18 protein-coding genes are annotated in these 23,779 nt (G+C 47.4%); 10 read left to right on the top strand and 8 right to left on the bottom strand.

Annotated features, from left to right (window positions below; translation table 11 throughout):
• Nucleotides 1-89 precede the first annotated feature (89 nt).
• On the top strand, nucleotides 90-803 hold the full coding sequence (locus QT992_RS11045; RefSeq protein WP_333315548.1) for a tetratricopeptide repeat protein: 714 nt from the start codon (nucleotides 90-92) through the stop codon (nucleotides 801-803).
• Between the two features lie 116 nt (nucleotides 804-919).
• Here QT992_RS11045 and QT992_RS11040 read toward each other — a convergent pair whose 3' ends face one another.
• Complete coding sequence (locus QT992_RS11040; RefSeq protein WP_333315549.1) at nucleotides 920-2,257, bottom strand: peptidylprolyl isomerase; 1,338 nt, start codon at nucleotides 2,255-2,257, stop codon at nucleotides 920-922.
• A 120-nt stretch (nucleotides 2,258-2,377) separates the two neighbouring features.
• On the opposite strand from QT992_RS11040, the gene QT992_RS11035 reads away from it, so the two are divergent.
• Nucleotides 2,378-2,929 carry a peroxiredoxin gene (locus QT992_RS11035; RefSeq protein WP_333286220.1) on the top strand — a complete coding sequence of 184 codons (552 nt, stop codon included), beginning with the start codon at nucleotides 2,378-2,380 and terminating at the stop codon, nucleotides 2,927-2,929.
• 213 nt (nucleotides 2,930-3,142) lie between these two features.
• Here QT992_RS11035 and QT992_RS11030 read toward each other — a convergent pair whose 3' ends face one another.
• Nucleotides 3,143-3,682: a phosphate-starvation-inducible PsiE family protein gene (locus QT992_RS11030; RefSeq protein WP_333337681.1), complete on the bottom strand. Its 540-nt coding sequence runs from the start codon at nucleotides 3,680-3,682 to the stop codon at nucleotides 3,143-3,145.
• 381 nt (nucleotides 3,683-4,063) lie between these two features.
• Here QT992_RS11030 and QT992_RS11025 point away from each other — a divergent pair, with 381 nt between their 5' ends.
• Complete coding sequence (locus QT992_RS11025; protein WP_333337679.1) at nucleotides 4,064-4,666, top strand: superoxide dismutase; 603 nt, start codon at nucleotides 4,064-4,066, stop codon at nucleotides 4,664-4,666.
• 392 nt (nucleotides 4,667-5,058) lie between these two features.
• On the opposite strand, the gene QT992_RS11020 is transcribed toward QT992_RS11025, so the two are convergent.
• Nucleotides 5,059-7,779: a bifunctional acetate--CoA ligase family protein/GNAT family N-acetyltransferase gene (locus QT992_RS11020; protein WP_333337676.1), complete on the bottom strand. Its 2,721-nt coding sequence runs from the start codon at nucleotides 7,777-7,779 to the stop codon at nucleotides 5,059-5,061.
• Between the two features lie 696 nt (nucleotides 7,780-8,475).
• On the opposite strand from QT992_RS11020, the gene pflB reads away from it, so the two are divergent.
• From pflB to clpS, 4 genes are all read left to right on the top strand, one after another.
• Complete coding sequence (gene pflB / locus QT992_RS11015; RefSeq protein ID WP_333337674.1) at nucleotides 8,476-10,704, top strand: formate C-acetyltransferase; 2,229 nt, start codon at nucleotides 8,476-8,478, stop codon at nucleotides 10,702-10,704.
• Nucleotides 10,705-11,019: 315 nt separating this feature from the next.
• Entirely contained in the window at nucleotides 11,020-11,760 is a 741-nt protein-coding gene (gene pflA, locus QT992_RS11010; protein WP_333315559.1) for a pyruvate formate-lyase-activating protein, read from the top strand.
• A 124-nt stretch (nucleotides 11,761-11,884) separates the two neighbouring features.
• Entirely contained in the window at nucleotides 11,885-14,518 is a 2,634-nt protein-coding gene (adhE, locus tag QT992_RS11005) for a bifunctional acetaldehyde-CoA/alcohol dehydrogenase (protein ID WP_333337672.1), read from the top strand.
• Nucleotides 14,519-14,748: 230 nt separating this feature from the next.
• Entirely contained in the window at nucleotides 14,749-15,042 is a 294-nt protein-coding gene (gene clpS / locus QT992_RS11000) for an ATP-dependent Clp protease adapter ClpS (protein WP_333315563.1), read from the top strand.
• An 88-nt stretch (nucleotides 15,043-15,130) separates the two neighbouring features.
• On the opposite strand, the gene QT992_RS10995 is transcribed toward clpS, so the two are convergent.
• Both QT992_RS10995 and QT992_RS10990 read right to left on the bottom strand, forming a co-directional pair.
• Nucleotides 15,131-15,631, bottom strand: coding sequence for a plastocyanin/azurin family copper-binding protein (locus tag QT992_RS10995; protein WP_333315565.1), 501 nt, complete (start codon nucleotides 15,629-15,631; stop codon nucleotides 15,131-15,133).
• Nucleotides 15,632-15,931: 300 nt separating this feature from the next.
• Nucleotides 15,932-17,050 carry a tocopherol cyclase family protein gene (locus QT992_RS10990; protein WP_333337669.1) on the bottom strand — a complete coding sequence of 373 codons (1,119 nt, stop codon included), beginning with the start codon at nucleotides 17,048-17,050 and terminating at the stop codon, nucleotides 15,932-15,934.
• Nucleotides 17,051-17,282: 232 nt separating this feature from the next.
• Here QT992_RS10990 and QT992_RS10985 point away from each other — a divergent pair, with 232 nt between their 5' ends.
• Nucleotides 17,283-17,864, top strand: coding sequence for an Npun_F5749 family FMN-dependent PPOX-type flavoprotein (locus QT992_RS10985; RefSeq protein WP_333255457.1), 582 nt, complete (start codon nucleotides 17,283-17,285; stop codon nucleotides 17,862-17,864).
• A 98-nt stretch (nucleotides 17,865-17,962) separates the two neighbouring features.
• Here QT992_RS10985 and cysE read toward each other — a convergent pair whose 3' ends face one another.
• Both cysE and QT992_RS10975 read right to left on the bottom strand, forming a co-directional pair.
• A complete protein-coding gene (gene cysE / locus QT992_RS10980) occupies nucleotides 17,963-18,769 on the bottom strand; it encodes a serine O-acetyltransferase (RefSeq protein WP_333337666.1) in 807 nt (268 codons plus the stop codon).
• A gap of 147 nt (nucleotides 18,770-18,916) precedes the next feature.
• Nucleotides 18,917-19,399, bottom strand: coding sequence for a hypothetical protein (locus QT992_RS10975; RefSeq protein WP_333337663.1), 483 nt, complete (start codon nucleotides 19,397-19,399; stop codon nucleotides 18,917-18,919).
• A 126-nt stretch (nucleotides 19,400-19,525) separates the two neighbouring features.
• Between QT992_RS10975 and QT992_RS10970 the strand changes: the two genes are divergently transcribed.
• Together QT992_RS10970 and mrdA are read left to right on the top strand one after the other, a co-directional pair.
• The gene (locus QT992_RS10970; protein WP_333315574.1) at nucleotides 19,526-19,786 is read left to right on the top strand and encodes a hypothetical protein; all 261 of its coding nucleotides are present in this window, start codon (nucleotides 19,526-19,528) and stop codon (nucleotides 19,784-19,786) included.
• 175 nt (nucleotides 19,787-19,961) lie between these two features.
• Entirely contained in the window at nucleotides 19,962-21,788 is a 1,827-nt protein-coding gene (gene mrdA, locus QT992_RS10965) for a penicillin-binding protein 2 (protein ID WP_333337709.1), read from the top strand.
• A gap of 130 nt (nucleotides 21,789-21,918) precedes the next feature.
• On the opposite strand, the gene QT992_RS10960 is transcribed toward mrdA, so the two are convergent.
• A complete protein-coding gene (locus QT992_RS10960) occupies nucleotides 21,919-23,673 on the bottom strand; it encodes a DUF3352 domain-containing protein (protein ID WP_333376996.1) in 1,755 nt (584 codons plus the stop codon).
• Between the last annotated feature and the right edge of the window lie 106 nt (nucleotides 23,674-23,779).

Here is a 23,779-nt window from a genome sequence, read left to right as displayed (position 1 = left end):
CTTATCACGTTCCTGAGACTACGGATATCACTGTCAGTAGCTGAAGTATGGAGGAAAATAAGAGCATACAGTTGAACACCACTCCTCCCATGCCTACTATCCCCCTTCTCCCAAGCCAATTAGTTGTCACAACTATTTTCAATTCGATCGAATCTTTGGGATTCACTAATATTGCAGGCAAAGTATTTCCGGGGGAGCAAGCTGAATCCCGACAAGAGGCAAATTTAAAAGTTAGTACCCAAAAGTTTTACACTAAGGGTTTAAAAAATCTCGAACAACAAGACTTGCACGGCGCTATTAAAAATTTTACTGCCACAATTAACATTAATCCGCAATTCGCGTCCGCTTACAACGATCGCGGTGTGGCCCGCTACAAATTAGGCTACAAGCAATCGGCGATCGAAGATTTAACTACCGCCATCGAACTCAATCCTTACCGAGCCAAGTATTACAGCAATCGGGGGTTTATGCTGACTGGTTTAAAAGATTATACTGCGGCGATCGCCGATTACAACTCAGCACTCCTGCTCAACCCTAATGTAGCTCAATCTTACTTTAACCGAGGTGCTATCCGCCTGCAAATGGAGAATTCCCTGGCAGCACTAGCTGATTTTGAGTCAGCAATTCGCCTCGATAGCGATTTTGCTAAAGCTTACTTTAACCGAGGAGTGATTAGATATAAATTGAGAGAGGTTCAGGGAGCATTTGAGGATTTTCAGAAGGCGGCCGAGCTTTTTAAGCTGCAGGGAAGAATGGATTCTTATCAAGATGCAGTTTCTAAAATTAGCCAGCTAAGGTATTAGTTGAATTGGGGAATTGAGAATTGGGAATTGGGAATTAGGAATTGGGAATTGATAATCAGGTAAGGTGCACCGAAGAGCACCCTACACCTATAATTATGGCGTCAGTCTGGTTAAAGTTAGCCAACTCTCAAGGCGGCGTCTCCGGGGGGCAAGTTATCGACAAGGAAAGCAGTAGAAAAGTTAATTGCAAAGGCGGCGTTTTGAACTGCTGCAGGGGCGGCATTTTGAACCACAGCCAAAGTCACTCCTCCAAATTGAATGAGTGTGTTGCTGCCAGATTGGGTGAATGAGGTGTTGGATAAAGGGCTGGTTAAGCCAATACGATCGCCATCTCCCGGCCTAAAATCAAGAATTATATCGCTCGTCCCATCCAACTCCAGATTTTCACCCGTAACCAGAACAAAAGTATCTGCCCCCGCGCCACCAGTAAGAGTATCGCTACCAATATCGCCAATCAAAAAATCGTTACCATCGCCGCCGATTAAAATATCGTTTCCTCTGCCGCCTCGCAAAAAGTCGTTACCAGCATCACCATTGACATTATCGTCGCCGAGATTTCCGTTGATAATATCGTCGCCCACACCTCCGCTAATGGAGTCGTTACCTTTGCCGCCTCTGAGAAAGTCGTCACCCGCTTCCCCCGTGAGGGTATCGTTGCCTTGGCTGCCATTAATTGCATCATCCGTCGGCGAACCGAGGATGGCATTGTTGCCGCTACCTCCCACTACACCGCTGGGATTTTGCTGAGAGTCTTGGGAAGTAACTTGATAGTTATTGGTGGTGTTTGGCAGTCTGAGCGCTCCCAAAGATAGATTTACGAAATTGGTACTATTGATTAAAGCGTTGAGCGCATTAACATCGCTAACTATGCTAGAAACCCGGCTGGGAACGATTCCTTGAACGACTTTTGCCGTCGAAATGCGATCGCCCTGCTGCACCGCATTCACCGTTTCAAAACCTTGAATAACGTTGCCAAAAACAGCATAATTACCATCCAAAAATGGCAACTCATCCAAAGCAAAATAAAACTGCGAAGAAGCCGAATTCAAAGCATTAGAACGAGCCATTGCCACAGCCCCGCGAGTGTGCGGCAACTGCGGCGTCTGGGTTACAACTTGGTTGTAAACAGGTTGCGCGGCCCCTTGCGGCTTGATTTCCAAAGGAATAAAACGCGGCTGATTGGTATCCGGGTCAATAAAATTACCCGTTCCCAATTGACTTGCTGGAATTCTCGTATCTCTGCTGCGCGGATCGCCTCCTTGCACCACAAAAGGCTCTGGCTGGCGCACAACTCGGTGAAACATCACCCCGTCGTAAATGCCTCGTTCAACTAAGTCAACAAAATTTCCCCCTGTAATCGGGGCATTAGTGCCGTCTACTTCGATCGTAACGGGTTGACCGTTAATTACCTGGACTACTATAGCTTTGCCTGTTAACGGGAGTGCAGCGCTCATGGGTAAATTGCTATTTGAGTGAGTGATATTTGGGTTTTAGAAGCAATCCGCGAATTGCCCTTACCCATTTAATCAGAAAACTGTAAACTTGTCTTAAGTACAGTTCTACTTCTAAAATTTATGATGTCCCGTCGCAAGTTTTTTAGCACTTTATTGGCAATTTGTCTAGTTGTTCTAAGTTTCAATTTTGCCACACCTGCATTGGCCCTCGGTGGCAAGCTTCCGACGCTGAATGAAGCCGCACCGGATTTTAGTTTGCCGACAAACAGCGGCGACGGACAAGTGTCCCTGTCCGATTATCGCGGTAAGTGGCTGGTAGTCTATTTTTATCCGAAAGACTTTACATCGGGATGTACGATCGAAGCGCGGAGATTTCAGGAAGACTTGCCGAAATACTTGGCAAAGAATACTCAAATTATCGGTATTAGCGCTGATGATGTCAACTCCCACGCGGAATTTTGCGATTCGGAAGGTTTAAAGTTTCCGCTGTTAGCTGATACGGATGGTAAAGTGAGTAAAGCTTACGGTTCTTGGATGAGTTTTATCTCGGCGCGGCACAGTTTTATTATTGACCCTGAAGGAATTTTGCGCGAAACTTTTGTGAAGATTAATCCGGCGATTCACTCCAAAGAAGTGTTGGCTCGTTTGGGGGAATTGCAGGCTAACGGGTAATACCATTTGAGATTTGAGATTTGAGATTTGAATAATTGGGAAGGACTGATGAAGCTTGTATTTGTAGTGAGGACTAAAGTCCTCTGTATTTTCAGAGGATTTTAGTCTTCAGTACACACGTTATCAGGTTGATTTTACTGGAAATGATGGCGGGTAACGTGACAAGCAATATCAGAATAAATCTAAAATCTAAAATCGCCTGTGCTGCCATACTCAGTGAGAATTAAACTTGCTATTGACTGCAAGAGGCTCGACAGAAGATTCAGGCTCTGAAAATTTTCTATTTCTGCTAGCCATGCGGCGTTCCGGGTCAATTCCCTCGAAAGTCGGTGGCAACCAAACTCGGACTACCAACAACACTCCCAAAACTAGCAGAAATGCGCCTGTTGATAATATTTGAACCCAGGGAGTTTCCAGCACACCCCGCACGATGACTTCTCGCAAAACTGATACAATACAAACTTCCACAGCCACCCCTATCGAAACGCGCTGCTCTTGCAAGTAAATAATTAGCAGCCGAAATAATTCCACCAAAACCAATAAAAATAGAATGTCGGCCGTCACTTCCTGAAAATTCAAAGGAGGCAGCAGCGAGAAAAACATTTCTCGCAGTTCGAGTACCATGAAACAGAACAAACCAATACACAAAGAAATTACAATTAAATCTTGGACTGTTTCCAGAGCGGTGACTATTAGTTTTAGATTCAACCATTGGGGGGGGTGATTGATCTGGTTATTTGAACGGTTTTGCATAGACGGCTCCTCCAATCTGTTTGACTTGTTTACAGCTTAAGTTAAACTTAGCTTATATTTGACCAAAAATCCGTTTAATTTATTTATAACCCTTATAAAAATTCCCTCTGTTGACAATTTCCCACAAACTTTTATTTACCGCGCTGGCGGGTTGACAGTTCGCCAAAGTTTGTGGTAAATACGACCTCCGATTAGTAGATTTGACTGGTGAAAAGCACAAGTCAAAATCCTAAAATGCTGCAACTGCTATAAAATAGGAAAATTGTAAAGAATTATTTACCACAGCTTGATAAACTCAAGCTAGGGACTCTCGGCTTTAATCATACAAAAGCCGCCAAGTCAACCGAAAAACCAAAAGTAATCCAGAGAGGATTGAACACAATGGCATTTGAACTCGCACCATTACCCTTCGCCCCTGACGCCCTAGAACCAGCTCATATGTCGGCTGAGACGTTTTCCTTCCACCACGACAAGCACCACGCTGCTTACGTCACCAATCTGAATAAACTGATTGAAGGGACTGAAATGGCGAGCAAATCCCTTGAAGAAATTGTCAAGGAATCTGCTAAAGACCCCTCCAAAGCAGGCATTTTTAACAATGCAGGTCAAGTTTGGAACCACAATTTCTTTTGGAATTCCCTCGCACCGGGCGGCGGTGGCACTCCGACAGGAGCTTTAGCTGAGAAAATCAACGCCGACTTCGGCAGCTTCGACAAATTCAAAGAAGAATTCAAGACTGCTGCGACAACTCAGTTCGGTAGCGGCTGGGCTTGGCTGGTTGTGGACAACGGCACTTTGAAAGTCACCAAAACTGCTAACGCTGACACGCCCGTAGCACACGGCCAAACTCCGTTGCTGACTTTGGATGTGTGGGAACACGCTTATTATTTGGATTTCCAAAACCGCCGTCCCGACTACATTACTAATTTCTTGGATAATTTGGCTAACTGGGAGTTTGCAGCAGCAAATTTGGCTGCGGCTTAGTAGCATCTTAGTTTCAGGAATAAAGTCCTCATATCATGTCCGATCGATTAACCATAATATCCCGGTCGGGGCGGGTTTTTGAGATGGCCCATTGTTGGCAGGTATTGTTGGCTCACGGGCCCCTACAAAAATCACGGTCGCTCGACCGGACATGATATCACTACAAACCGATAAAGTTTGTAGTGAGGACTAAAGTTGCAATCAATGAGAATTATATTGATTCCGGTTGCACCGTCGCTGATTGTTGACTGTGGACTGTTGACTGTGAGTCAAAAAACTGAAAATGGCAATTATTTGTGGGCAGCTTGATTCAACTTTATCGGGACGATGAAACGCGGATTTGATATCATTCCGGGGTCGCCGGAATTGATATTATTTAACCAAACTTGCTATTAGCAAACAAAAACAGCTTTCAACATTCCTTCGCCTCGGTCTGGTTGGAGTTCAAATCCTAGTTTTTTACAGAGGCTCTGCATCTGGTAGTTGCTATTGAGAATGTAGCCAACGATCGCCTCTAATTTCTCTTCCTGACCAATTTGCAGCATCCGCCTCAATAATTCTGTTCCCAAACCGCGCTTCTGATAGCTATCGCTAACGATCAGCGCAAATTCGGCTTGGTTTGTGCCGTGGAGTTTGCTCAGACGCGCTACTCCCAAAACCCGGTGTTCTGAGGTTTCCGGGTCTTGACGATCGGCTACTAATACCATTTCGCTATCGTAGTCAATAAAACAAATCCGGGTCAAACGTTCGTGAGCGATGCGGTGCTTTAACTTTACCATGTGAGCGTAGCGCAAATACACGCTCTCTTCGGAAAGTTCTTGGTGGAAGATCACCATCAGCGGCTCATCTTCTGGGCGAATGGGACGGATGGTGAGGGGACGATCGCCCTCCGTTGACCATGTTTGAACGTATTGCGTAGGATAGGGGCGAATCGCGGGTGAAATGCGGTTTTCTGTTGTCTGGAGAACAACGCGGGCATCAAGAGCGATCGCCCCTTCAGGAGAAACCAACAGCGGATTAATATCAATCTCGGCAATTTGAGGTTGCTCTACAATCAGTTGACTGAAACGAACTAATAACTGTTCGAGTTTTACCAGGTCAATTGCCGATCGACCGCGCACTCCTTGCAAAGCTTTATAGATGCGCGTTTGCTCCATCATCCGCCGCGCTAGGGTGGTATTTAAAGGCGGAAGTGCCAGCGATCGATCTTGAAAGACTTCCACTAATTGTCCGCCGGAACCAAACAGCATCACCGGCCCAAATTGTGGGTCAATACTGCTACCCAAAATTAGTTCATAGCCTTCCAAATGCACCATCGGCTGCACGGTTACGCCGAGAAACGCTGCAGGATCGATCGCCCGTACCCGCTGGGATATCGCCTCAAAGGCACTAATTACAGCGTTAGCATCGCCTAAATTTAGTTGGACGCCCCCCACATCGGTTTTGTGAGTAATCGTCTCAGAATGGAGTTTTAGCACCACTGGATAACCGAGGCGATCGGCAATTTCCACAGCTTCGCGATCGCTGGTGGCTATGGATGTGGCGATGGTGGGAATCCCATAAGCGGAGAGCAACTGCTTTGATTCGTATTCTGTTAACAGAGTGCGATCGCTTTTGCGTGCAGAAGTCACAATATTTGCGACCGCCGAGCGATCGGGACTCCAGACATCGGAATCAGCCGAGAGAGAAGGCGTTTCGTAGATAGCGCGCAGGTTGTATGTGTACCGCCACATATAGTTGAATAACCTGACGGCGGTATCGGGATAGGGGAAAGTCGGAATATTTGCCTGATTGAGAATTTGCGTTCCCGCTGACACTTCCACACCGCCCATCCAGCTTGCTAATAAGGGCTTTCCGAGTTGGCTGTAAGACTTGAGTTTTTCTGCCGTTTGGGTGGGATTTGTCATCGCTTGTGGCGTCAGGATGACCAGCAATCCGTCACTATTGGGATCGGGAGCGACAACTTCTAGAGTTTTGGCGTAAAGATCGCTACTAGCATCGCCCAAAATATCGATCGGGTTGTGATGACTCCACTGAGGCGGCAAAAACTCATCAAGCTTCTGCACCGTCTCCGGTGACAGATTTGCCAGCGCACCGCCGTCGCTAATTAAGGCATCAGTGGCGATCGCCCCTGGGCCTCCTGCATTGGTGACGATCGATAGGCGGTTGCCCTGCGGTCGCGGTTGCTTGGCGAGAATTTCTGCCATGTCGAACAAATCGGAAATCGTATGTACGCGCAACGCGCCACAGCGGCGGAAAGCAGCGTTAAGCACGTCATCGCTGCCGGTCAAAGCTCCCGTATGGGAAGCGGCGGCTTGGGCGGCGGCGGCGGTACGTCCTACCTTGAGAATGATGATCGGTTTGTCGATCGCCACTGGGCGGGCGGCGGACAGGAACGAACGAGCATCACCCATAGATTCCATGTACAAAACGATACTGTGAGTATGTGGATCGTCCCCGAAATACTCGATCAGATCGCCCCAACCGACATCGAGCATAGAGCCGATCGACACAAAGGCGCTAAAACCGACATTTTCCCCCAAACTCCAGTCGAGAATCGAAGTACAGAGGGCGCCGCTTTGACTGATGAAAGCGACATTACCCGGACGGGCGATCGTACCTGCAAAAGTAGCATTGAGTCCAAGCACAGGATTCATCACCCCGAGGCAATTTGGGCCGATAATCCGCATTCCGCCCCGACGCGCCTCGGCCATAACTTGCTGTTCTAAAGCCTCCCCAGCCGCACCAATCTCTTTAAACCCAGCAGAAACAATAATTGCCCCTTTCACCCCAGCAGCGATACATTCGCGGATCACTTGCGGCACCCCAGCAGCAGGCGTAGCAATCACCGCCAGATCCACTCTTTCCGGGACGCTAGCAATGTCAGGATAAGACTTGAGCCCCAAGACGCTGTGGCGCTGCGGATTCACTGGAAAAACTGTTCCGCCAAAGGGATTCCGAATCAAGTTCCACAGGAGAGTTCGTCCGACGCTTCCTTCTCTCTCTGTGGCGCCGATTACAGCCACGGAGCGAGGCCGAAAAATCCGATCGAGCGGATGACGCTGTTCTTTCCAAATATCGTGAGCCCGATCGCTCGCAGTGCTTTGATTCATTGAATTTATCTGCATAGTAACCTACTTCAATTAATCAGCAATTAATATTGCTCTGCTTTCGATAACAATCACCGAATCAAATCCGAACTCTTTTTCGGCTTTTTCTTCATCTTTCTCTCGTGTTCGCGGTTCGTGACCCAAAAATCTCATTTCCCGTTTCCGACCGACCCGCCCTTAAACAACCTTTCCGTTGTCCAAGTGTTAGTTGGGGAGCCAAGTTTGTCAGAGCTTCCTCAACAATAATTCAAGAGGATGCTCTGCCTACTATCTATCGTGAACAAACCTGACGGTCAACTGAGTACAGTTAGACCGCAGGCTTCTTTTTCCTTTTTTTCAAAGGCTTTTTATAGTGAGGTAGTTCCACCCCCACTTGCTAATATAGTATCAGAGTATTTTCAGAGCATCAAGGGGTATAAAAGAATAATTGTCGGTTTCCGTACCTACACCCGACGAGCCTTTCATCACGCGGGCGTAATTCCCAACGGGGTACGGGGCGCAGCGCTGTGATTAATCCCCTCTAAATATACCGAGGGACTTCCCGGCTGGTAGTTAATTCTTCCCACGGAATTAGCAAGTCAATTTTTGTAACAAATAGCGAACTGAGGATTTAAAATAGTGAAATTAAATATATACTGGATGTAGTGGTCGAAGAAGAAAAGATCGATCGCTAACAAAAAATTGAGGGGAAAGCAAGCTATGTTTGCAGAATGGCACGGCTTTACTGAAGGCAACTGGACAAACGAAGTCAACGTCAGAGACTTCATCCAAAAGAATTACACCCCCTACGAAGGGAATGCAGAATTTCTCGCAGCACCAACCGAAAAAACCCAGCAGCTTTGGCAAAAAGTTCTGGAATTAATGAAGCAAGAGCGCGAAAAAAGTGTATTGGATGTTGATACAAAAGTTCCCACATCTATCACGGCTCATGCAGCAGGATACATCGATCGCGACTTAGAACAAATAGTAGGTTTGCAAACAGATAAACCTTTGAAACGCGCGATTATGCCCTTTGGCGGAATTCGGGTGGTCAAGGCGGGTTTAGAAGCTTACGGCTATCAGCTAGATGAGCAAACAGAAGAAATATTTACGAAATATCGCAAAACTCATAACGATGGTGTCTTCGATGTTTACACGCGCTCGATGCGTCTGGCGAGACGTTCTGGTATCATCACAGGTTTGCCAGATGCCTACGGACGCGGGCGGATCATCGGTGACTATCGGCGCGTTGCTCTGTACGGTGTCGATCGCCTAATTGATGATAAAAAAACCCAGCAAGAATCACTCGAAGTAGACGCGATGGACGAGGCAACAATTCGTTTGCGCGAAGAGTTATCCGAGCAAATCCGGGCCTTGTTTGAGTTAAAAGAAATGGCTGCTAGCTACGGCTTTGATATTAGCCGTCCGGCAGCAAACGCACGAGAAGCTGTCCAGTGGGTGTATTTTGGCTACTTGGGAGCAGTGAAAGAACAAAACGGGGCAGCGATGTCTCTGGGGCGCGTATCGACGTTTTTAGACATTTATTTCGAGCGCGATTTACAAAGTGGCGCGAGTTCCGAAGTGGAATTGCAAGAACTGATCGACCATTTTGTAATGAAACTCCGCATGGTGCGGTTTTTGCGAACTCCCGACTATAACGCTCTGTTTTCTGGCGATCCAACTTGGGTAACAGAGGCGATCGGCGGTATAAGCACTGACGGTAGAACATTGGTAACTCGTAACAGTTTCCGATTCTTGCACACCCTGTCAAACCTCGGTACTGCACCAGAACCAAACCTCACCGTTTTGTGGTCGGAAAACTTGCCGGAAAATTTCAAAGAATTCTGTGCCAAGGTATCCAGCGATACGAGTTCGATTCAATACGAAAACGACGACTTGATGCGTCCTCAATACGGCGATGATTACGCGATCGCCTGTTGTGTTTCCGCCATGCGAATTGGCAAGCAAATGCAGTTTTTCGGCGCGCGAGTTAACTTGGCTAAGACTCTGCTCTATGCGATTAACGGCGGTAAAGATGAGAAGTCCGGCGAGCAAATCGCGCCGCAGTTCCCACCGATTACTACCGAATATCTCGATTATGACGAGGTAAGAGCCAGGTTCCAAGAAATGATGGCGTGGTTGGCAAAAACGTATATCAATACGCTGAATGTCATTCACTATATGCACGACAAATACTGCTACGAACGCCTGGAAATGGCATTGCACGATCGCGATGTTTACCGGACAATGGCCTGCGGAATTGCCGGATTGTCGGTGGTGGCGGACTCCCTATCGGCGATTAAACACGCTAAAGTTAAGGTGAGTCGCAACGAGCAAGGTTTGGCAGTGGATTACTCGATCGAAGGAGAATATCCCAAATACGGCAATAATGACGATCGCGTAGACAGTGTGGCGATCGAACTCGTGCAAAGCTTCATGAACGAAATTCGCCAGCACAAAACCTACCGTGGGGCTGTAGCGACTCAATCGGTACTCACGATTACCTCTAACGTAGTGTACGGCAAAAAAACTGGTAGCACTCCCGACGGACGTAAAGCAGGCGAACCCTTTGCTCCCGGTGCTAACCCGATGCACGGCCGAGATTCCTGTGGGGCGATCGCATCCTTATCTTCTGTAGCAAAACTGCCTTACAGTGATTGTCAAGATGGCATATCGAATACTTTTTCGATTGTACCGCAGGCCTTGGGCAGAATGGAGAGCGATCGGACTAACAACCTAGTTAGTCTTATAGACGGTTACTTCCACGATGGCGGCCATCACATCAATGTTAACGCCCTCGATCGGCAAACATTACTAGATGCGATGGAACATCCAGAAAACTATCCCCAGCTAACAATTCGCGTCTCCGGTTATGCGGTTAATTTCATCAAACTTACCCGCGAACAGCAATTAGATGTGATTAAACGGACTTTCCACGAACGCGTCTAAATCCCAGCCGAAAAAACTCGGCGGTTGAAACCGCTCAATAGTCAAACTTTCATCCGAACAGAGGGGGACTGAAGAAGCTGTTAAACAATTAAGCTCAATCCCCCCCTAGCCTTAAGAAAGAAAGGGAGAACCGGAAACTCGGAAAATCCCCCTTCGTAGGGGCGGTGCGACCCCTACTCCCCGTGCCCGCCCTAGGCGCCGGGGGAGCGAGTCTCGGCTATAAACAAGAGATCCGAAAAGTTTTCCGGCTATTGTTAATCCCGACCTCCCGCTCCTCCGTCCTCTCAAAATCCTTACCAACAAACAGCAAATTAAATGTCTGGAATTGGTCGCATTCATTCAATCGAAACATTTGGTACCGTAGACGGCCCCGGAATCCGGTTTATCGTCTTCACCCAAGGCTGTCCCTTACGCTGTCTTTACTGTCACAATCCCGACTGTCGCAATTCCCACGACGGTAAAGAAGTAACCGTCGATTATTTAATCGATCAAATTACAAAATGTAAATCCTACCTGCGGAAAGGAGGCGTTACAGTCAGCGGCGGCGAACCGTTGATGCAGCCGGATTTTGTCAAAGAAATCTTTACCCGCTGTCATCAAATGGGTTTGCATACAGCGCTGGACACATCAGGATTCTGTGTTTTAGAAGTTGCTAAACCGGTTCTAGAAAAGACCGATCTGGTTTTATTGGACATTAAATCCTACATTCCCGAACTGTATTACAAAGTCACCAACGTTTCCATCGAGCCTACTTTAGCAATGGCCAAATATCTCAGCGAAATTGGCAAACCGACGTGGATTCGATTTGTTCTCGTTCCTCACCTCACAGATCACATCGAAAACGTAGAAAAATTAGCGGAGTTTATTGCCAATCTGAACAATGTGGAAAAAGTAGAAGTATTACCATTTCATAAAATGGGAGAATACAAATGGGAACAATTAAAATTTGATTACGAGCTCAAGGATACACCTCCAGCTTCACCGGAGCTCGTGCAACAAACAGTTGATATTTTTCGCAGTCGCGGGGTCAATGCGATCGGAGCTAGCGGTATATAATAATTAAAAGACCGCGTACACAAGTCACCCACAATCTTGAAATTATCGGCGTCGATCGGCGGGTTCCTTACCAATCAAAGATTGAGGCAATAATTTTTCCGAAATAAACATCAGGCAAAATAACATGAAAGTTACCAATTTAGATGAATTAGAAGTCCTAATTCAAAAAGTGAAAGCAGCCCAAGCTGAATTTGCCACCTACACTCAAGAACAAGTCGATCGCATATTCAAGCAAGCAGCTTTAGCCGCTAATGCCGCCCGCATTCCCTTAGCCAAGGCAGCAGTCAAAGAATCGGGAATGGGAGTCATCGAAGATAAGGCAATCAAAAATCATTTTGCCTCGGAAATGATTTACAACAAATACAAAAACGACAAGACTTGCGGTATCATCGAGTCCGATCGGCATTTTGGCTACGAACGCATTGCCGAACCCGTGGGAGTGCTGGCGGGAATCGTTCCTGTAACTAACCCGACTTCCACCACCATCTTTAAGTCTTTAATCGTGCTCAAGACGAGAAATGGCATTATATTTTCGCCCCACCCCCGCGCCAAATCCTGCACGGCTGCGGCGGCAAAAATCATCCTCGATGCTGCTGTAGCAGCAGGAGCACCACCGGATATTATTGGGTGGATTGATGAGCCAACTGTGCCACTTTCCCAAGCTTTGATGCAGCACCCCGATATCAAACTAATTTTGGCAACTGGCGGGCCGGGAATGGTAAAAGCTGCCTACTCTTCAGGGCATCCCTCCCTCGGTGTCGGCGCAGGAAATACTCCCGCCATCATCGATGAAACCGCCCACATCCAAATGGCTGTCAGCTCAATTTTGCTCAGCAAAACTTTCGACAACGGCACGATTTGTGCTTCGGAACAATCGGTGGTTGTTGTGGATGAGGTGTACGATGCAGTGCAACTGGAATTCATCAAGCGCGGTGCTTATTTCCTGAATGCTGAAGAACGGGAAAAAGTGCGGCAGGTAATCTTAATTGATGGTCGATTGAATGCCGAAATTGTCGGACAATCCGTGCAAAAGGTGGCGCAGATTGCTGGTTTTACAGTGCCGTCAAACATCAGGGTTTTGATTGGAGAAGTGGAGGCGGTAGGTAAAGAAGAACCCTTTGCTTGTGAAAAACTTTCGCCGATTCTCGCTATGTATCGCGCCAAGGACTTTACTGAAGCAGTAGACAAAGCCGAAGCGCTGATAATTTTTGGCGGACACGGACATACTTCTGTACTCTATACCGCCCCCCACAATCAGAACCACATTCGTTATTTTGAAAGCAAACTAGAGACTTCGCGGGTGCTGATTAATACGCCTTCTTCTCAAGGTGCGATCGGCGATTTGTACAATTTCCGCCTCGATCCCTCCCTTACCCTCGGTTGTGGTAGCTGGGGCGATAATTCGATTTCTGTCAACGTGACACCCCATCACCTGCTGAATATCAAAACCGTAGCAGAACGGCGCGAGAATATGCTCTGGTTCCGCATTCCTCCCAAGATTTATTTTAAGTCGGGTTGTCTTCCTGTAGCTTTGAGGGATCTTGCAGGTAAGAAACGTGCTTTGATCGTGACGGATAAACCTTTGTTTGAATTGGGATTGACTAAGGAAGTCACAGATAGTTTGGAAGAAATCGGCATCGATCACTACACATTTTACGATGTGGAACCCGATCCTTCCCTTGCTACTGTTCGCAAAGGTTTAGAAATCTGCAATAGTTTCCATCCAGATGCGATTATTGCCTTTGGTGGTGGCTCGCCGATGGATGCTGCTAAAGTAATGTGGCTGATGTATGAGCATCCAGAAATTGAGTTTGAAGGATTGGCGATGCGGTTTATGGATATCCGCAAGCGGGTATACGAACTGCCGCCTTTGGGTTCAAAGGCAATTATGGTGGCAATTCCAACTACTTCGGGAACGGGTTCGGAAGTCACGCCTTTTGCGGTTGTTACGGATGAACGATCGGGGATTAAGTATCCGCTTGCAGATTATGCTCTGACTCCGAGTATGGCGATCGTCGATCCAGAACTTACGCTGAATATGCCCCGAAAACTGACTGCTTACGGCGGCATTGATGCCCTAACCCACGCTTTAGAAGCTTATGTTTCTGTGTTGGCTTCTGAGTATACAAATGGTTTGGCTTTAGAAGCGATTCGTTTGCTGTTTAAATACCTGCCCAGCGCTTACAAAAATGGTGCTAACGATCCGAAAGCGCGGGAGAAAGTACATTATGCTGCTACGATGGCCGGGATGGCATTTGCCAACTCTTTTCTGGGGGTTTGTCACTCAGTGGCTCACCAATTAGGTGCAACTTGCCACGTCCCTCACGGTTTAGCGAATGCGCTGATGATTTCTCACGTAATTCGCTACAATGCAACGGATGTTCCGTTTAAACAAGCGATTTTTTCTCAAAACAAGTATCCTAACAGCAAGTGGCGTTATGCTCGAATTGCGGACTATCTGAATTTGGGCGGCGATACAGAAGATGAGAAAGTTGAGAAGTTGATCGAAGCGGTGGAAGCTCTCAAGCGTGAGGTAGAGCTTCCTAGCACGATTCAGGAGGCGATCGCCAGTCAGGGAATGAGTGATGATTTCTTTTTTGCTCGCGTGGAGGAAATGGCCGATCGCGCTTTTGACGATCAGTGTACCGGAGCGAACCCCCGCTATCCGCTGATTGAAGATTTAAAGCAACTTCTGGTGCAAGCGTACTCTCACAGCGGCGACACTTCTGAGGTCGATCGAGTGTTAACTGTAGTTTAATCGGCGCGGTGCAATAGATTTCTCCTCAAAAGCCTGTCAATGGGGGGCAGGATGCCTAACTCCTACTCCCCACAAGACTTTCTGGAGAAATCTAACGCCGGGCCCGGCGGTGAAAATAAACCCCGAACCGGATCAAAATACCAAGTAGGGGTTAAAAAATTGTGAAATTGTGTTATGATGTTAGAGGTAACTATTTTACAAATCTTGTAGTTTCAGTGGCTGTTCGCGCGATGACCTCTTCACCAACCATAGCACCCGTTCGATCGAGTCAAGTTACCCGCAAACCTTATCCCAACTATCGGGTAATAGTCCTCAACGACGATTTCAACACATTTCAGCACGTTGTGGAATGTTTGACCAAATACATTCCAGGGATGACGAGCGATCAAGCTTGGAAACTCGCCAACCAAATCCACCACGAAGGCCAGGCCACCGTCTGGGTTGGCCCGCAAGAGCAAGCAGAACTTTATCATATGCAATTGAGCCGTGCTGGACTGACAATGGCTCCGCTAGAGTCTATTTGAAAAGTGTCTAGGGGGCCGAAAGTTCGATCGATTTTCGGTAATTAATCTGAAATTGATAGGATGTCCGGTGAGGCGACGGAGATTGGGGTTAAGAGGCGATCGTAATTTTGCCAATCATCCCTGCTTCCGTATGTCCGGCTACCGTACAGCGCAGGTTGTAGGTTCCCGATTTCATCGGCACAAACACCCATTCTGCCATAGCGCCCGGTTTAAGTTCCAATTCGTGAATACTTCCTTTAATTTCCACTTTCCCAGCTTCAACTTTTTGAGTCCAACTCGCATCAGCAAAGTTTTTAGCAGTAAAATAATGTTTCTGCGAACTGGGATTTTTCAGCACTAATTTATAGCGCTTTCCCGATTCAAATTCTAGCAAATTGGGAAAAAACTTAAGTTCCCCAGCTTCGTTACCCAAACTAACAGTAATTTCGGTGACAGGTTGGCGAGACAAATCACCGGCCGCACTAGCAATTGCCGCCGGCATCAAGATTGCGATCAAACATAAAATTAGTCCCAAAATCACCTTGAAAGTTTTTTGTAACCGCTGGCTGCGGTAGAATTTGCCTAATTGCAAACCGAGTAAATTGATCATGGCTGTTCTGACTACTGTTAACTATAGCAATCCTAAATCATTTCATAATTATTGTAGGGGCAATCCCCCCGTGGTTGCCCGATAGATAGGGGGTAGGCTGCTACGCATTTAAATTGAATCCAGAGACGGGCAGGATGCCCGTTCCACAATAATTATAGAAAAATTGACTGTCAAATTAGGTGTACAACAGCTTAGGCAAAGAAAGGCACTACCCCTACAAATTTATCTGAATCATTTAGGATTGCTATATTAACTGACAACTGACTACTGACTAATGACTACTGACTAATGACTACTGACTTAATTCGATCGCCAAACTTCATCCCAAGGCCCGCCCCCAACTTCCAAACCCGATAAAGAACTTTGAGCCTCTAAGATAATTCTAGAACGCTGCTTGCCATTTTTTTCCACATTTCCCCCCAACAACTCTCGCAGTTGCAAGCGCAATTCGCCGTGCGTCGTATCCCGGCAGCAAAAAGCCATCCCTTTTTCTGTAGGAGTTCGCACATAAGTACCAGGACTGTTTGTAGTGCCAATTAACTCAATTTCAAACTGACTATTACTAGCCTGCATTTTCCAGCTTCCCCAAGGTTCAATATTCCAACTAACTTGGGAATTCCAAGGCACAAATTCGTAAAATTTGCCTCGGTAATGCAGACAAATCATTGCTACCGATTCCATCCACCACAGCACGCCCCGCTTGCCGCCGCCAGCAGTTAAAGCTAAATCGCTTTCGCCTTGAAAACAATTGCAATTAACCCAAAACCACTTTTGCGGAAAAGCACCGCCCCAGTTTTTTTCGCTGTAAGCAGGAGCATCTTTAAATTCGTAGCGTTCGTCATTCCAATCGATCCAGCCCGTGGCTAAACCGTGAGCCATTAAAATTTGCCATCCCGGTTCAAATATGGGTAGAAAAGATACTATTCCCGCCGTAGATTTCTGGATTTCCTCAGAGTTTCCCCAGCCATAAATAGGTTTAATTTCGTACTGCCAAAAACAGTGGCTGCCGCTTCCTGGATCGTGCAAATAACCTTGATTCAAAGTAGCAGTCGCTTGATAGCCTTCTTCGACGCGGCTGTCGAATACTTGCGGCTCTAAAAATTGGGGTTGAATTTGTAAATCTGTTCTGCCCCAATGTCCGAAACCCAAGCTTTCTCGGTGCGCCCAAAACTTATTTACATCGGGAAAGGTGCGGCACAAATAGCTATCTTTCGGGCCGAGAATCTGAGCAGCACCGCCACTGTAAGGTTGACCGCCTCTGGGGTCTTCGATGGAATACATGAATGCAAAGGATTGTCCGTGAATCGGTAATGTTATTCGGTAGTACCAGCCTTCAAAAAAGCGGCGGGAACTGCCGTCCCAGTGGTAGCCACTGTGGGGAGTTTCAATAGTTTTGAGTTTTGAGAGTGAATTTGACATAGAATTACCAATAGCAGAAAGAAGAGTCATTAGTCAGGAGTCATTAGTTATTAGTTATTAGCTAGCAGTCATTAGTCAGTAGTCAGAAGGAAGAAGGAAGAAGGAAGAAGGAAGAAGAAAAACCCGAAACTATGCCCAATTCCCTATTCCCCATAACTACTGACTAAGGACTAATGACTACTGACTAAGGACTAATGACTAATCCCATTACCAATATGATAGGTTATTAATTATGTCTTTAGCACTTTGGCGATCGCCCTTAGCTCGCGCGCTCCACCGCAACCGGAGTCTTGCTTTTGCCCGCTACTTGCAACTAGCAACGGTTCGGGCTACCGGGCGTCCGGCCAACCGCACTGTGGTGTTTCGAGGCTTTTTAGCAGATACTAATCAGTTAAAGTTTATTACAGATATTCGCAGCCAAAAAGCAGAGGAGATTAATCTCTATCCTTGGGGGGAAATTTGCTGGTATTTCCCGAAAACTCGCGAACAATTTCGGATTGCTGGAAAGCTAGTTTTGGTAGGGGCCGATTATCCAGAGGCCCAGTTGTGCTCATCGCGGTGCACAACTTGGCAGGAGCTTTCTGAGGCGGCTAGATCACAGTTTGCTTGGCCGCATCCGGGGGATGACAAAGCCGAGGCTAGTGCTTTTGATTCTGCTTCCCCAAATGCGATCGAGCCGCTGCCTAATTTTTGCTTGCTGTTGTTGGAACCGGAAACGGTGGATTTGTTGGAGTTGCGGGGGGAACCGCAAAACCGGTCGCTTTATCGCCGCGACGGGGAGGGAAATTGGTCTGTGCGATCGGTTAATCCTTGAAGTCAGTTGACTGTTAACTGTTGACTGTTGACTGTTGTCAGTAGGAAAGTTTTAAGTTGAAAAATTCCCAATGAAAAACTCAACACTCAAAACTATTTTTAGATGCCGCTGCCGTCTAAAAATTCTTGAATTGCTTTATCTTTTAACTTGCAGCTAGGGGTTGTAACTAGCTGTGTTTTTTCGGCTAAGGCTACATTGCTGGCTTGGTTTAAAGCTTCTGATACTGAGTAGAAATTGTGGGAATTGGGATCAGAAGTTAAGGAGACAGATGCTTGAGGAAGCAAACTTTTTACTTGCTGTTCCAGGGACTCGATACGATCGAGCAAAGAGCGAATTACCACAGCTTCCGAATCCGGCAAACTGCCGTGTTCTAGGGGATTGACGCGCACTCCCGATCGATAGACGATGCGGCCGGGAATCCCTACTACGGTGCAGTCAGATGGTACGTCGCGGAGCACGACGGAACCGGCGCCGATGCGAACGTTATTGCCAATTTGCAGATTGCCGAGTACCTTGGCGCCGGCACCGACAACTACATTTTCGCCGACGGTAGGGTGACGCTTGCCGCTTTGTTTGCCAGTTCCGCCAAGGGTGACACCTTGGTAAATTAGGGCAAAATCCCCGATAATCGCTGTTTCGCCGATCACAACCCCCATACCGTGGTCGATGAATACGCTTTTGCCGATGGTTGCCCCTGGGTGGATTTCAATTCCGGTCAAAAAGCGAGCAATGTGGGAAATCAAGCGGGGGATGAAGGGAAGCCCCAACACATAAAGCCAGTGTGCGAGGCGGTGCAGCACTAGGGCCTGAAGACCGGGGTAGCAAAACAAAACTTCCAGCCAGTTGCGAGCGGCAGGGTCGCGATCGAAAATTATACTGAAGTCAGCTCTAAGAGTCTTTAGCACTTTCGGAGTTACCTATTTTGGTTAAACACGCCACTTTCGATTTTACATTTTACTTGATGGCGGAAGTGAGCGGTCGATCGGGAGGGGGGAGAGGGGGGTAGAATTTGACTACATTTTATTGTCACCATCCAACAGCGCCGCTGCGTTCTATTCCTGTACTGAGATTGTATAGTTAGACTGGACTCCGGGTTCGAGAGTACCTACCCAAATCCTGTAAGAGCCTGCTTGCCAGTTTGAATCAACTATGCCAGCATCTTTATTCTGACCTATATCGTCTCCGCAGCGCACCGCATTACCGGGGCCTTGTACGAGTAAGGTCGTGTCCTTGCCTCCGCTGTTGATTTGGAGTGTGAGTTGTGAAAATTTTTGCTGCAAGACTATGATGTGGTCGGGAGTTGGGGTGGCAAAACCCAAACATTTGTTTTTGTGGCGATCGGCGTTGGCTATGACAGATAGAGAGTACGATCCGCCTGTGGAACCTCTCAAAACTGCTGTTGGGGCTGCAAAACCTCGCGATAAAGTTAAAGTGCCGAAATTGGCTGTTTCTGCTAAAACTGGTAGGGCTGCGATCGCCGCGATCGCACCCAAGAGCGCACCGTTTTTGAAATTGGCTCCCTGATTAAACCACATGGCAATACTCCTCGGTCAGAACTTAAAATCACAACTCAGAATTTACCCATCGCAGCCCCTGGAATAAAAACTCTGGAGGAAGACTATTTTTTAAATTAGTTCAAAACCTCCTGGCTTCTCTTCCTTATGTCTATCAGGACAATCCCTGTACGATCGCGCTCGCTTGTGCCAGTCGGATTTCTGCCACAGGCGATCGACTCATATCCGAAATTGTACGGTGTCAAGATGATAAATTTGATACTTCTAGTCTTGCTGTTGGCGATCGGTTCCCTATTGACACAGGCCTTGGTATTGTTACCTATAGGTCTATCGGGCTGGCTCCACATCCCTAATTGGCTGAGCCTGGCCTTGATTTTTCTGGCTATTTCTTGGTGCTTGGGGGATTAGTCAACAGTCAGCAGTCAACAGTCATGAGTGATGAGTTATTAGTTGTTAGTCAAAAAATTATCAATCATTCCGCTTCCCCCAAAGGTCAAGGCCAGATTGGGCCCGGTTTGATGATGTATACTTCACAATTGACAATCAGAAACCTAAAATCTAGGATTTGACATCTACCTATAGAATGATGCAACGACAAGTTTATTCGATATCAGCATTTCACTCTTCTGACAAAACCCTGGGGGAAACTCCTAAGAAACAGGATCGCCCGATACACCGGGCGATCGTGTTAATGCTGGTGGCAACAGGTTTGCTGGGCCTGCACGCTAGTCGGCTGGTGGAATTGCAACTGATACAAGGCAAGCAACACCGGGAACGAGCCGAAAACAATCGCGTTCGCCTAGTGCCCATGCCGGCGAATCGCGGACAAATTATCGATCGCAAAGGCAAGTTGCTAGCGGCAAACAATTTAGCTCGATCGGTATATTTGTGGCCGAAAGAACAAACGCCGGAACAGTGGAAAGCGACAGCAGAAAAGTTGAGTCCGCTGGTTAAAATCCCGGTCGAAGAAATTTTAAAAAAAATAAAAGAGGTCGATCCTCAATCCTATAGACCGGTGCGGCTCAAGCAAGCAATGCCGCCAGAGGTGTTTGTGCCGCTAGCAGAAGAGGTGGGACAAATGCGGGGAGTGGAAGTGCGGCCAGAAGCGAACCGCTACTATCCCGAAGGCAGTTTGGCGGCTCACGTTATTGGATATATCGGCGAAGCTACCGCAGCAGACTTGGAAGCTCATCCTGAATATCCGATGGGGATGATTGTAGGTCAGATGGGCATAGAAGCGAGCTCTAACCAGAAGATTGCCGGAGTTTGGGGCGATCGGCTGATCGAGGTAAATGCCCAAAATCAAGAATTGCGGCTGATGGGAGAGACACCGCCCAAACCCGGTGAGGCGGTGCAGCTAACCATAGACTTGTCCATGCAAAAAGCAGCCGAAAAAGCCCTGGGGAACCGCCGGGGAGCAGTAGTGGCGCTGGATGTCAAAACCGGGGCGGTATTAGTTATGGCCAGCCACCCGACTTTTGACCCCAATCTGTTTACGCGAAAAATCACTAAGGATGAGTGGGAAACTCTTCAAGACCCGGAAAATCCATTTTTGAATCGGGCCACGCAAGGCTATCCCCCCGGCAGTACCTTTAAAATTGTGACTTCCGTCGCGGGCCTGGAGTCGGGCAAATTTTCGCCGGACTCAATTCTGGGTACTTCGTCTTACATTACTGTGGGGGGAATTGATTTTAACGAACACAGCGGCGGTTTCGGCGACATCGGCTTTCGGGAGGCCTTGGCTTTCAGCAGCAATACGTTTTTTTATCAAATGGGGATTAGTACCGGGCCGGAGCAAATTTCTAAGTGGGGACACCGCCTGGGAATTGGCAAGGAGACGGATTTGAATCTTTTGGGGCTAGGCGGCGGCGATCACGGTCAAGCCCCGACGCCGGCCGAGAAGGAGAAAATATATAAAGAACCTTGGTATGCGGGTGATACGGTAACGATGTCGATCGGGCAGGGGTTGGTGTTGATGACTCCTTTGGAGGGGGCGGTGATGGTGGGTTCGATCGCTAATGGGGGCTATCGCGTGAAGCCTCATCTTTTGACTTCCATGACCGGCACAGCGGAGACTCAACGGGTACATACGGGGATGAAACCTTCAACAGTTCAGGTGGTTAAGGAAGGACTGATCGCGGTGGTTGCCCAGGGTACGGGACAGGGATTGAATGACGGTTCGATTCCGCTGACAGCGGGCAAAACAGGGACTTCGGAGGTCATCGGACAGGAGGATCACTCTTTGTATGTGGCCTTCGGGCCCGCTGACAAGCCGGAAATTGCGATCGCCGTGGTTGTGGAAAATGGCGGTTATGGTTCTGTTGCCGCGGCCCCGATCGCCAAAGAGGTATTTCAAGCTTATTTTGGGCCACAGAAAAATGTGAAGCAGCCAGTAGTTATTAGTCCTTAGTCCTTAGTCCTTAGTCAGTAGTCATTAGTCATTAGTCCTTAGTTATTGGGAATGGGGAATTGGGCATAGTGTCTTGTTTTTCTTCTGACTTCTGACTACTGACTAATGACTACTGACTACTGACTACTAACTAATTGAGCCGCATAAATATAGTAGCTTTGCGAATTCCTGTTATTTCTCCCGTACTGGTGACAGTTAGCGATCGCAAGTGATCGAACAATGGTCTTGCCGAAAGTTCAATTAACCTCAACAGCGGGATTTGTTTTTCCCAAATTGCCCTGCTGGAGGGCCAGTCTAAATAAAAATAGCCGTCGTTAGAGGGCGGTAGCGGTTCAATGCTGGTTTGAAAATCTTGATTGGCAACTAAAGAGACTGTTTCTGCTGCTTCTAGTGCTGCGTCCATTGCTTCTACTGAAGTGGTGAAAATTTCGTATTTGCCGACGGTGGCTCGGACTCCTTTTGCCTCGGTTTCGATCGCACTTTTTCTATTATTTTCTTTACCATAATTCTGGCTAGTTGTCAACTGCGTCCAAGCGGTAATTTTCTGGTTTCTCAGAGTGAAGCTGCCGATGCTGTACTCTTTGCTGCGGGCAATTTCATCGAGTTTGTCGATCGCCTTTTGGGAATCAGCAGAGTTTTCGGCGGCAAAAATCCAGTCGGCACCATTTGACGAATTCGGAAGCACTGCTAAAGCGTATTCTCCTTGTACCCAGTCAAATATATCCTGCGGCAGGTTGACGCCCCAAAGTTGCTGAATATCTCCCAGGGTGCGATCGACTAAATTTGAGACTTCTGGATTAGTAGAAACCGCCGATGACAAATCAGCCCAAAAATTCCTTAAGTCGGTGCTGGCGACCGCGAAAGGACTCGCTGAGGGAATGTATTGCAAGGCTTGCACAGGTTCGGAAAGCGTTGGAGAAGCTGTGTTTTCTCGCGATGTCACTAAAGCAGTTTGAGCCAGCAATCCCCGTCGGTTGACTCCGACAGCAACTGCGAGGGAATTAAGAGAAACTTGGGGATTTTGCTCGGTTGCTGATTGCGGGAGATTGACAAATGCTAAAGCGATTCTGCCTTGAGTTAGCTGCTGCAAAGCTTTTTGATATTCCGGGGTATTGTTGAGATTTAGGTTTGCTGTTTCAAGGTTATTAATTGCATCTCGAATCACAATCGGGCTATTGGAAAATAAAACAAAACTTTGGTTATTCCCAGAATTAAAATTACCGCCGATGGCTGCTGTTGCGAAGCTGGATGGCAACTTGGAAGTCGGCAGAGAAAACGGATTAAAAGGCGAAAGCGAAGCAGATTTTTTCTGGGATTTTGGTGCTTGTTTATAATTAATTCTCACGCCTTTATATATTTCCGACTGCACTGTTTTATCGCCACGAGATTGTTGGCGCCAGTAGGAGTCAAGAAATTTTTGGCTGCGATCGACCTTTTGGGAGGAAACGGCCAGCAAAAACCCGGTTTGTTTGCCGTTGCTGCTGTCGCCATCGAAATCGGGGTTTGTGACGGCGAGGGTAATTTCGTCACCTATCCAAGGTTGGATATCTCGACTGTAATCGAGGCCTGTATTGCCGAGGAAACTTTTTTTGATTTGCTCAAATTCTGCGTGCGATCGACTTCTTTCTTCGGGAGTGGCAAAAACTTGTCGCAATGCTTCGAGGCGATCGGGATTTACCAGCATTGATGCTAACAAAGGTGCTTGTTTCGAGACAAACACAGCCGCAGCCGGAGTAGTTGTCGGCCCGCCAGCGAGCAAATTCAGGGGAGTGTGAGTTGTCAGCCAGTAAAAACCACCGGCACTCAAGCCTAAGAGTGCCAAGACGCCAGCAAGGAGGAAAGAAAAGAACGATCGCAACTTCATACAACAAGGACTAATGACCACAGTCTATTATTAACTAGAGTAGCGCATGACCGTAGCTGTCGGCAGATACTTTTTGTGCTGTTCGCAAAAAAAAAGAATCAATTAAAATATTCTCAAGCTCTAAAAC

The organism is Microcoleus sp. T3_D1 (assembly GCF_036700405.1).
Classification (GTDB): domain Bacteria; phylum Cyanobacteriota; class Cyanobacteriia; order Cyanobacteriales; family Microcoleaceae; genus Microcoleus.
This window is presented reverse-complemented; position numbering and strand designations above follow the sequence as displayed.

What these genes read in the sequence shown, in the direction of transcription:
- QT992_RS11045 (WP_333315548.1), top strand. Translation starts at nt 90, where the DNA reads ATGCCTACTATCCCCCTTCTCCCAAGCCAATTAGTTGTCACAACTATT.
- QT992_RS11040 (WP_333315549.1), bottom strand. Translation starts at nt 2,257, where the DNA reads ATGAGCGCTGCACTCCCGTTAACAGGCAAAGCTATAGTAGTCCAGGTA.
- QT992_RS11035 (WP_333286220.1), top strand. Translation starts at nt 2,378, where the DNA reads ATGATGTCCCGTCGCAAGTTTTTTAGCACTTTATTGGCAATTTGTCTA.
- QT992_RS11030 (WP_333337681.1), bottom strand. Translation starts at nt 3,682, where the DNA reads ATGCAAAACCGTTCAAATAACCAGATCAATCACCCCCCCCAATGGTTG.
- QT992_RS11025 (WP_333337679.1), top strand. Translation starts at nt 4,064, where the DNA reads ATGGCATTTGAACTCGCACCATTACCCTTCGCCCCTGACGCCCTAGAA.
- QT992_RS11020 (WP_333337676.1), bottom strand. Translation starts at nt 7,779, where the DNA reads ATGAATCAAAGCACTGCGAGCGATCGGGCTCACGATATTTGGAAAGAA.
- pflB (WP_333337674.1), top strand. Translation starts at nt 8,476, where the DNA reads ATGTTTGCAGAATGGCACGGCTTTACTGAAGGCAACTGGACAAACGAA.
- pflA (WP_333315559.1), top strand. Translation starts at nt 11,020, where the DNA reads ATGTCTGGAATTGGTCGCATTCATTCAATCGAAACATTTGGTACCGTA.
- adhE (WP_333337672.1), top strand. Translation starts at nt 11,885, where the DNA reads ATGAAAGTTACCAATTTAGATGAATTAGAAGTCCTAATTCAAAAAGTG.
- clpS (WP_333315563.1), top strand. Translation starts at nt 14,749, where the DNA reads ATGACCTCTTCACCAACCATAGCACCCGTTCGATCGAGTCAAGTTACC.
- QT992_RS10995 (WP_333315565.1), bottom strand. Translation starts at nt 15,631, where the DNA reads ATGATCAATTTACTCGGTTTGCAATTAGGCAAATTCTACCGCAGCCAG.
- QT992_RS10990 (WP_333337669.1), bottom strand. Translation starts at nt 17,050, where the DNA reads ATGTCAAATTCACTCTCAAAACTCAAAACTATTGAAACTCCCCACAGT.
- QT992_RS10985 (WP_333255457.1), top strand. Translation starts at nt 17,283, where the DNA reads ATGTCTTTAGCACTTTGGCGATCGCCCTTAGCTCGCGCGCTCCACCGC.
- QT992_RS10975 (WP_333337663.1), bottom strand. Translation starts at nt 19,399, where the DNA reads ATGTGGTTTAATCAGGGAGCCAATTTCAAAAACGGTGCGCTCTTGGGT.
- QT992_RS10970 (WP_333315574.1), top strand. Translation starts at nt 19,526, where the DNA reads ATGTCTATCAGGACAATCCCTGTACGATCGCGCTCGCTTGTGCCAGTC.
- mrdA (WP_333337709.1), top strand. Translation starts at nt 19,962, where the DNA reads ATGATGCAACGACAAGTTTATTCGATATCAGCATTTCACTCTTCTGAC.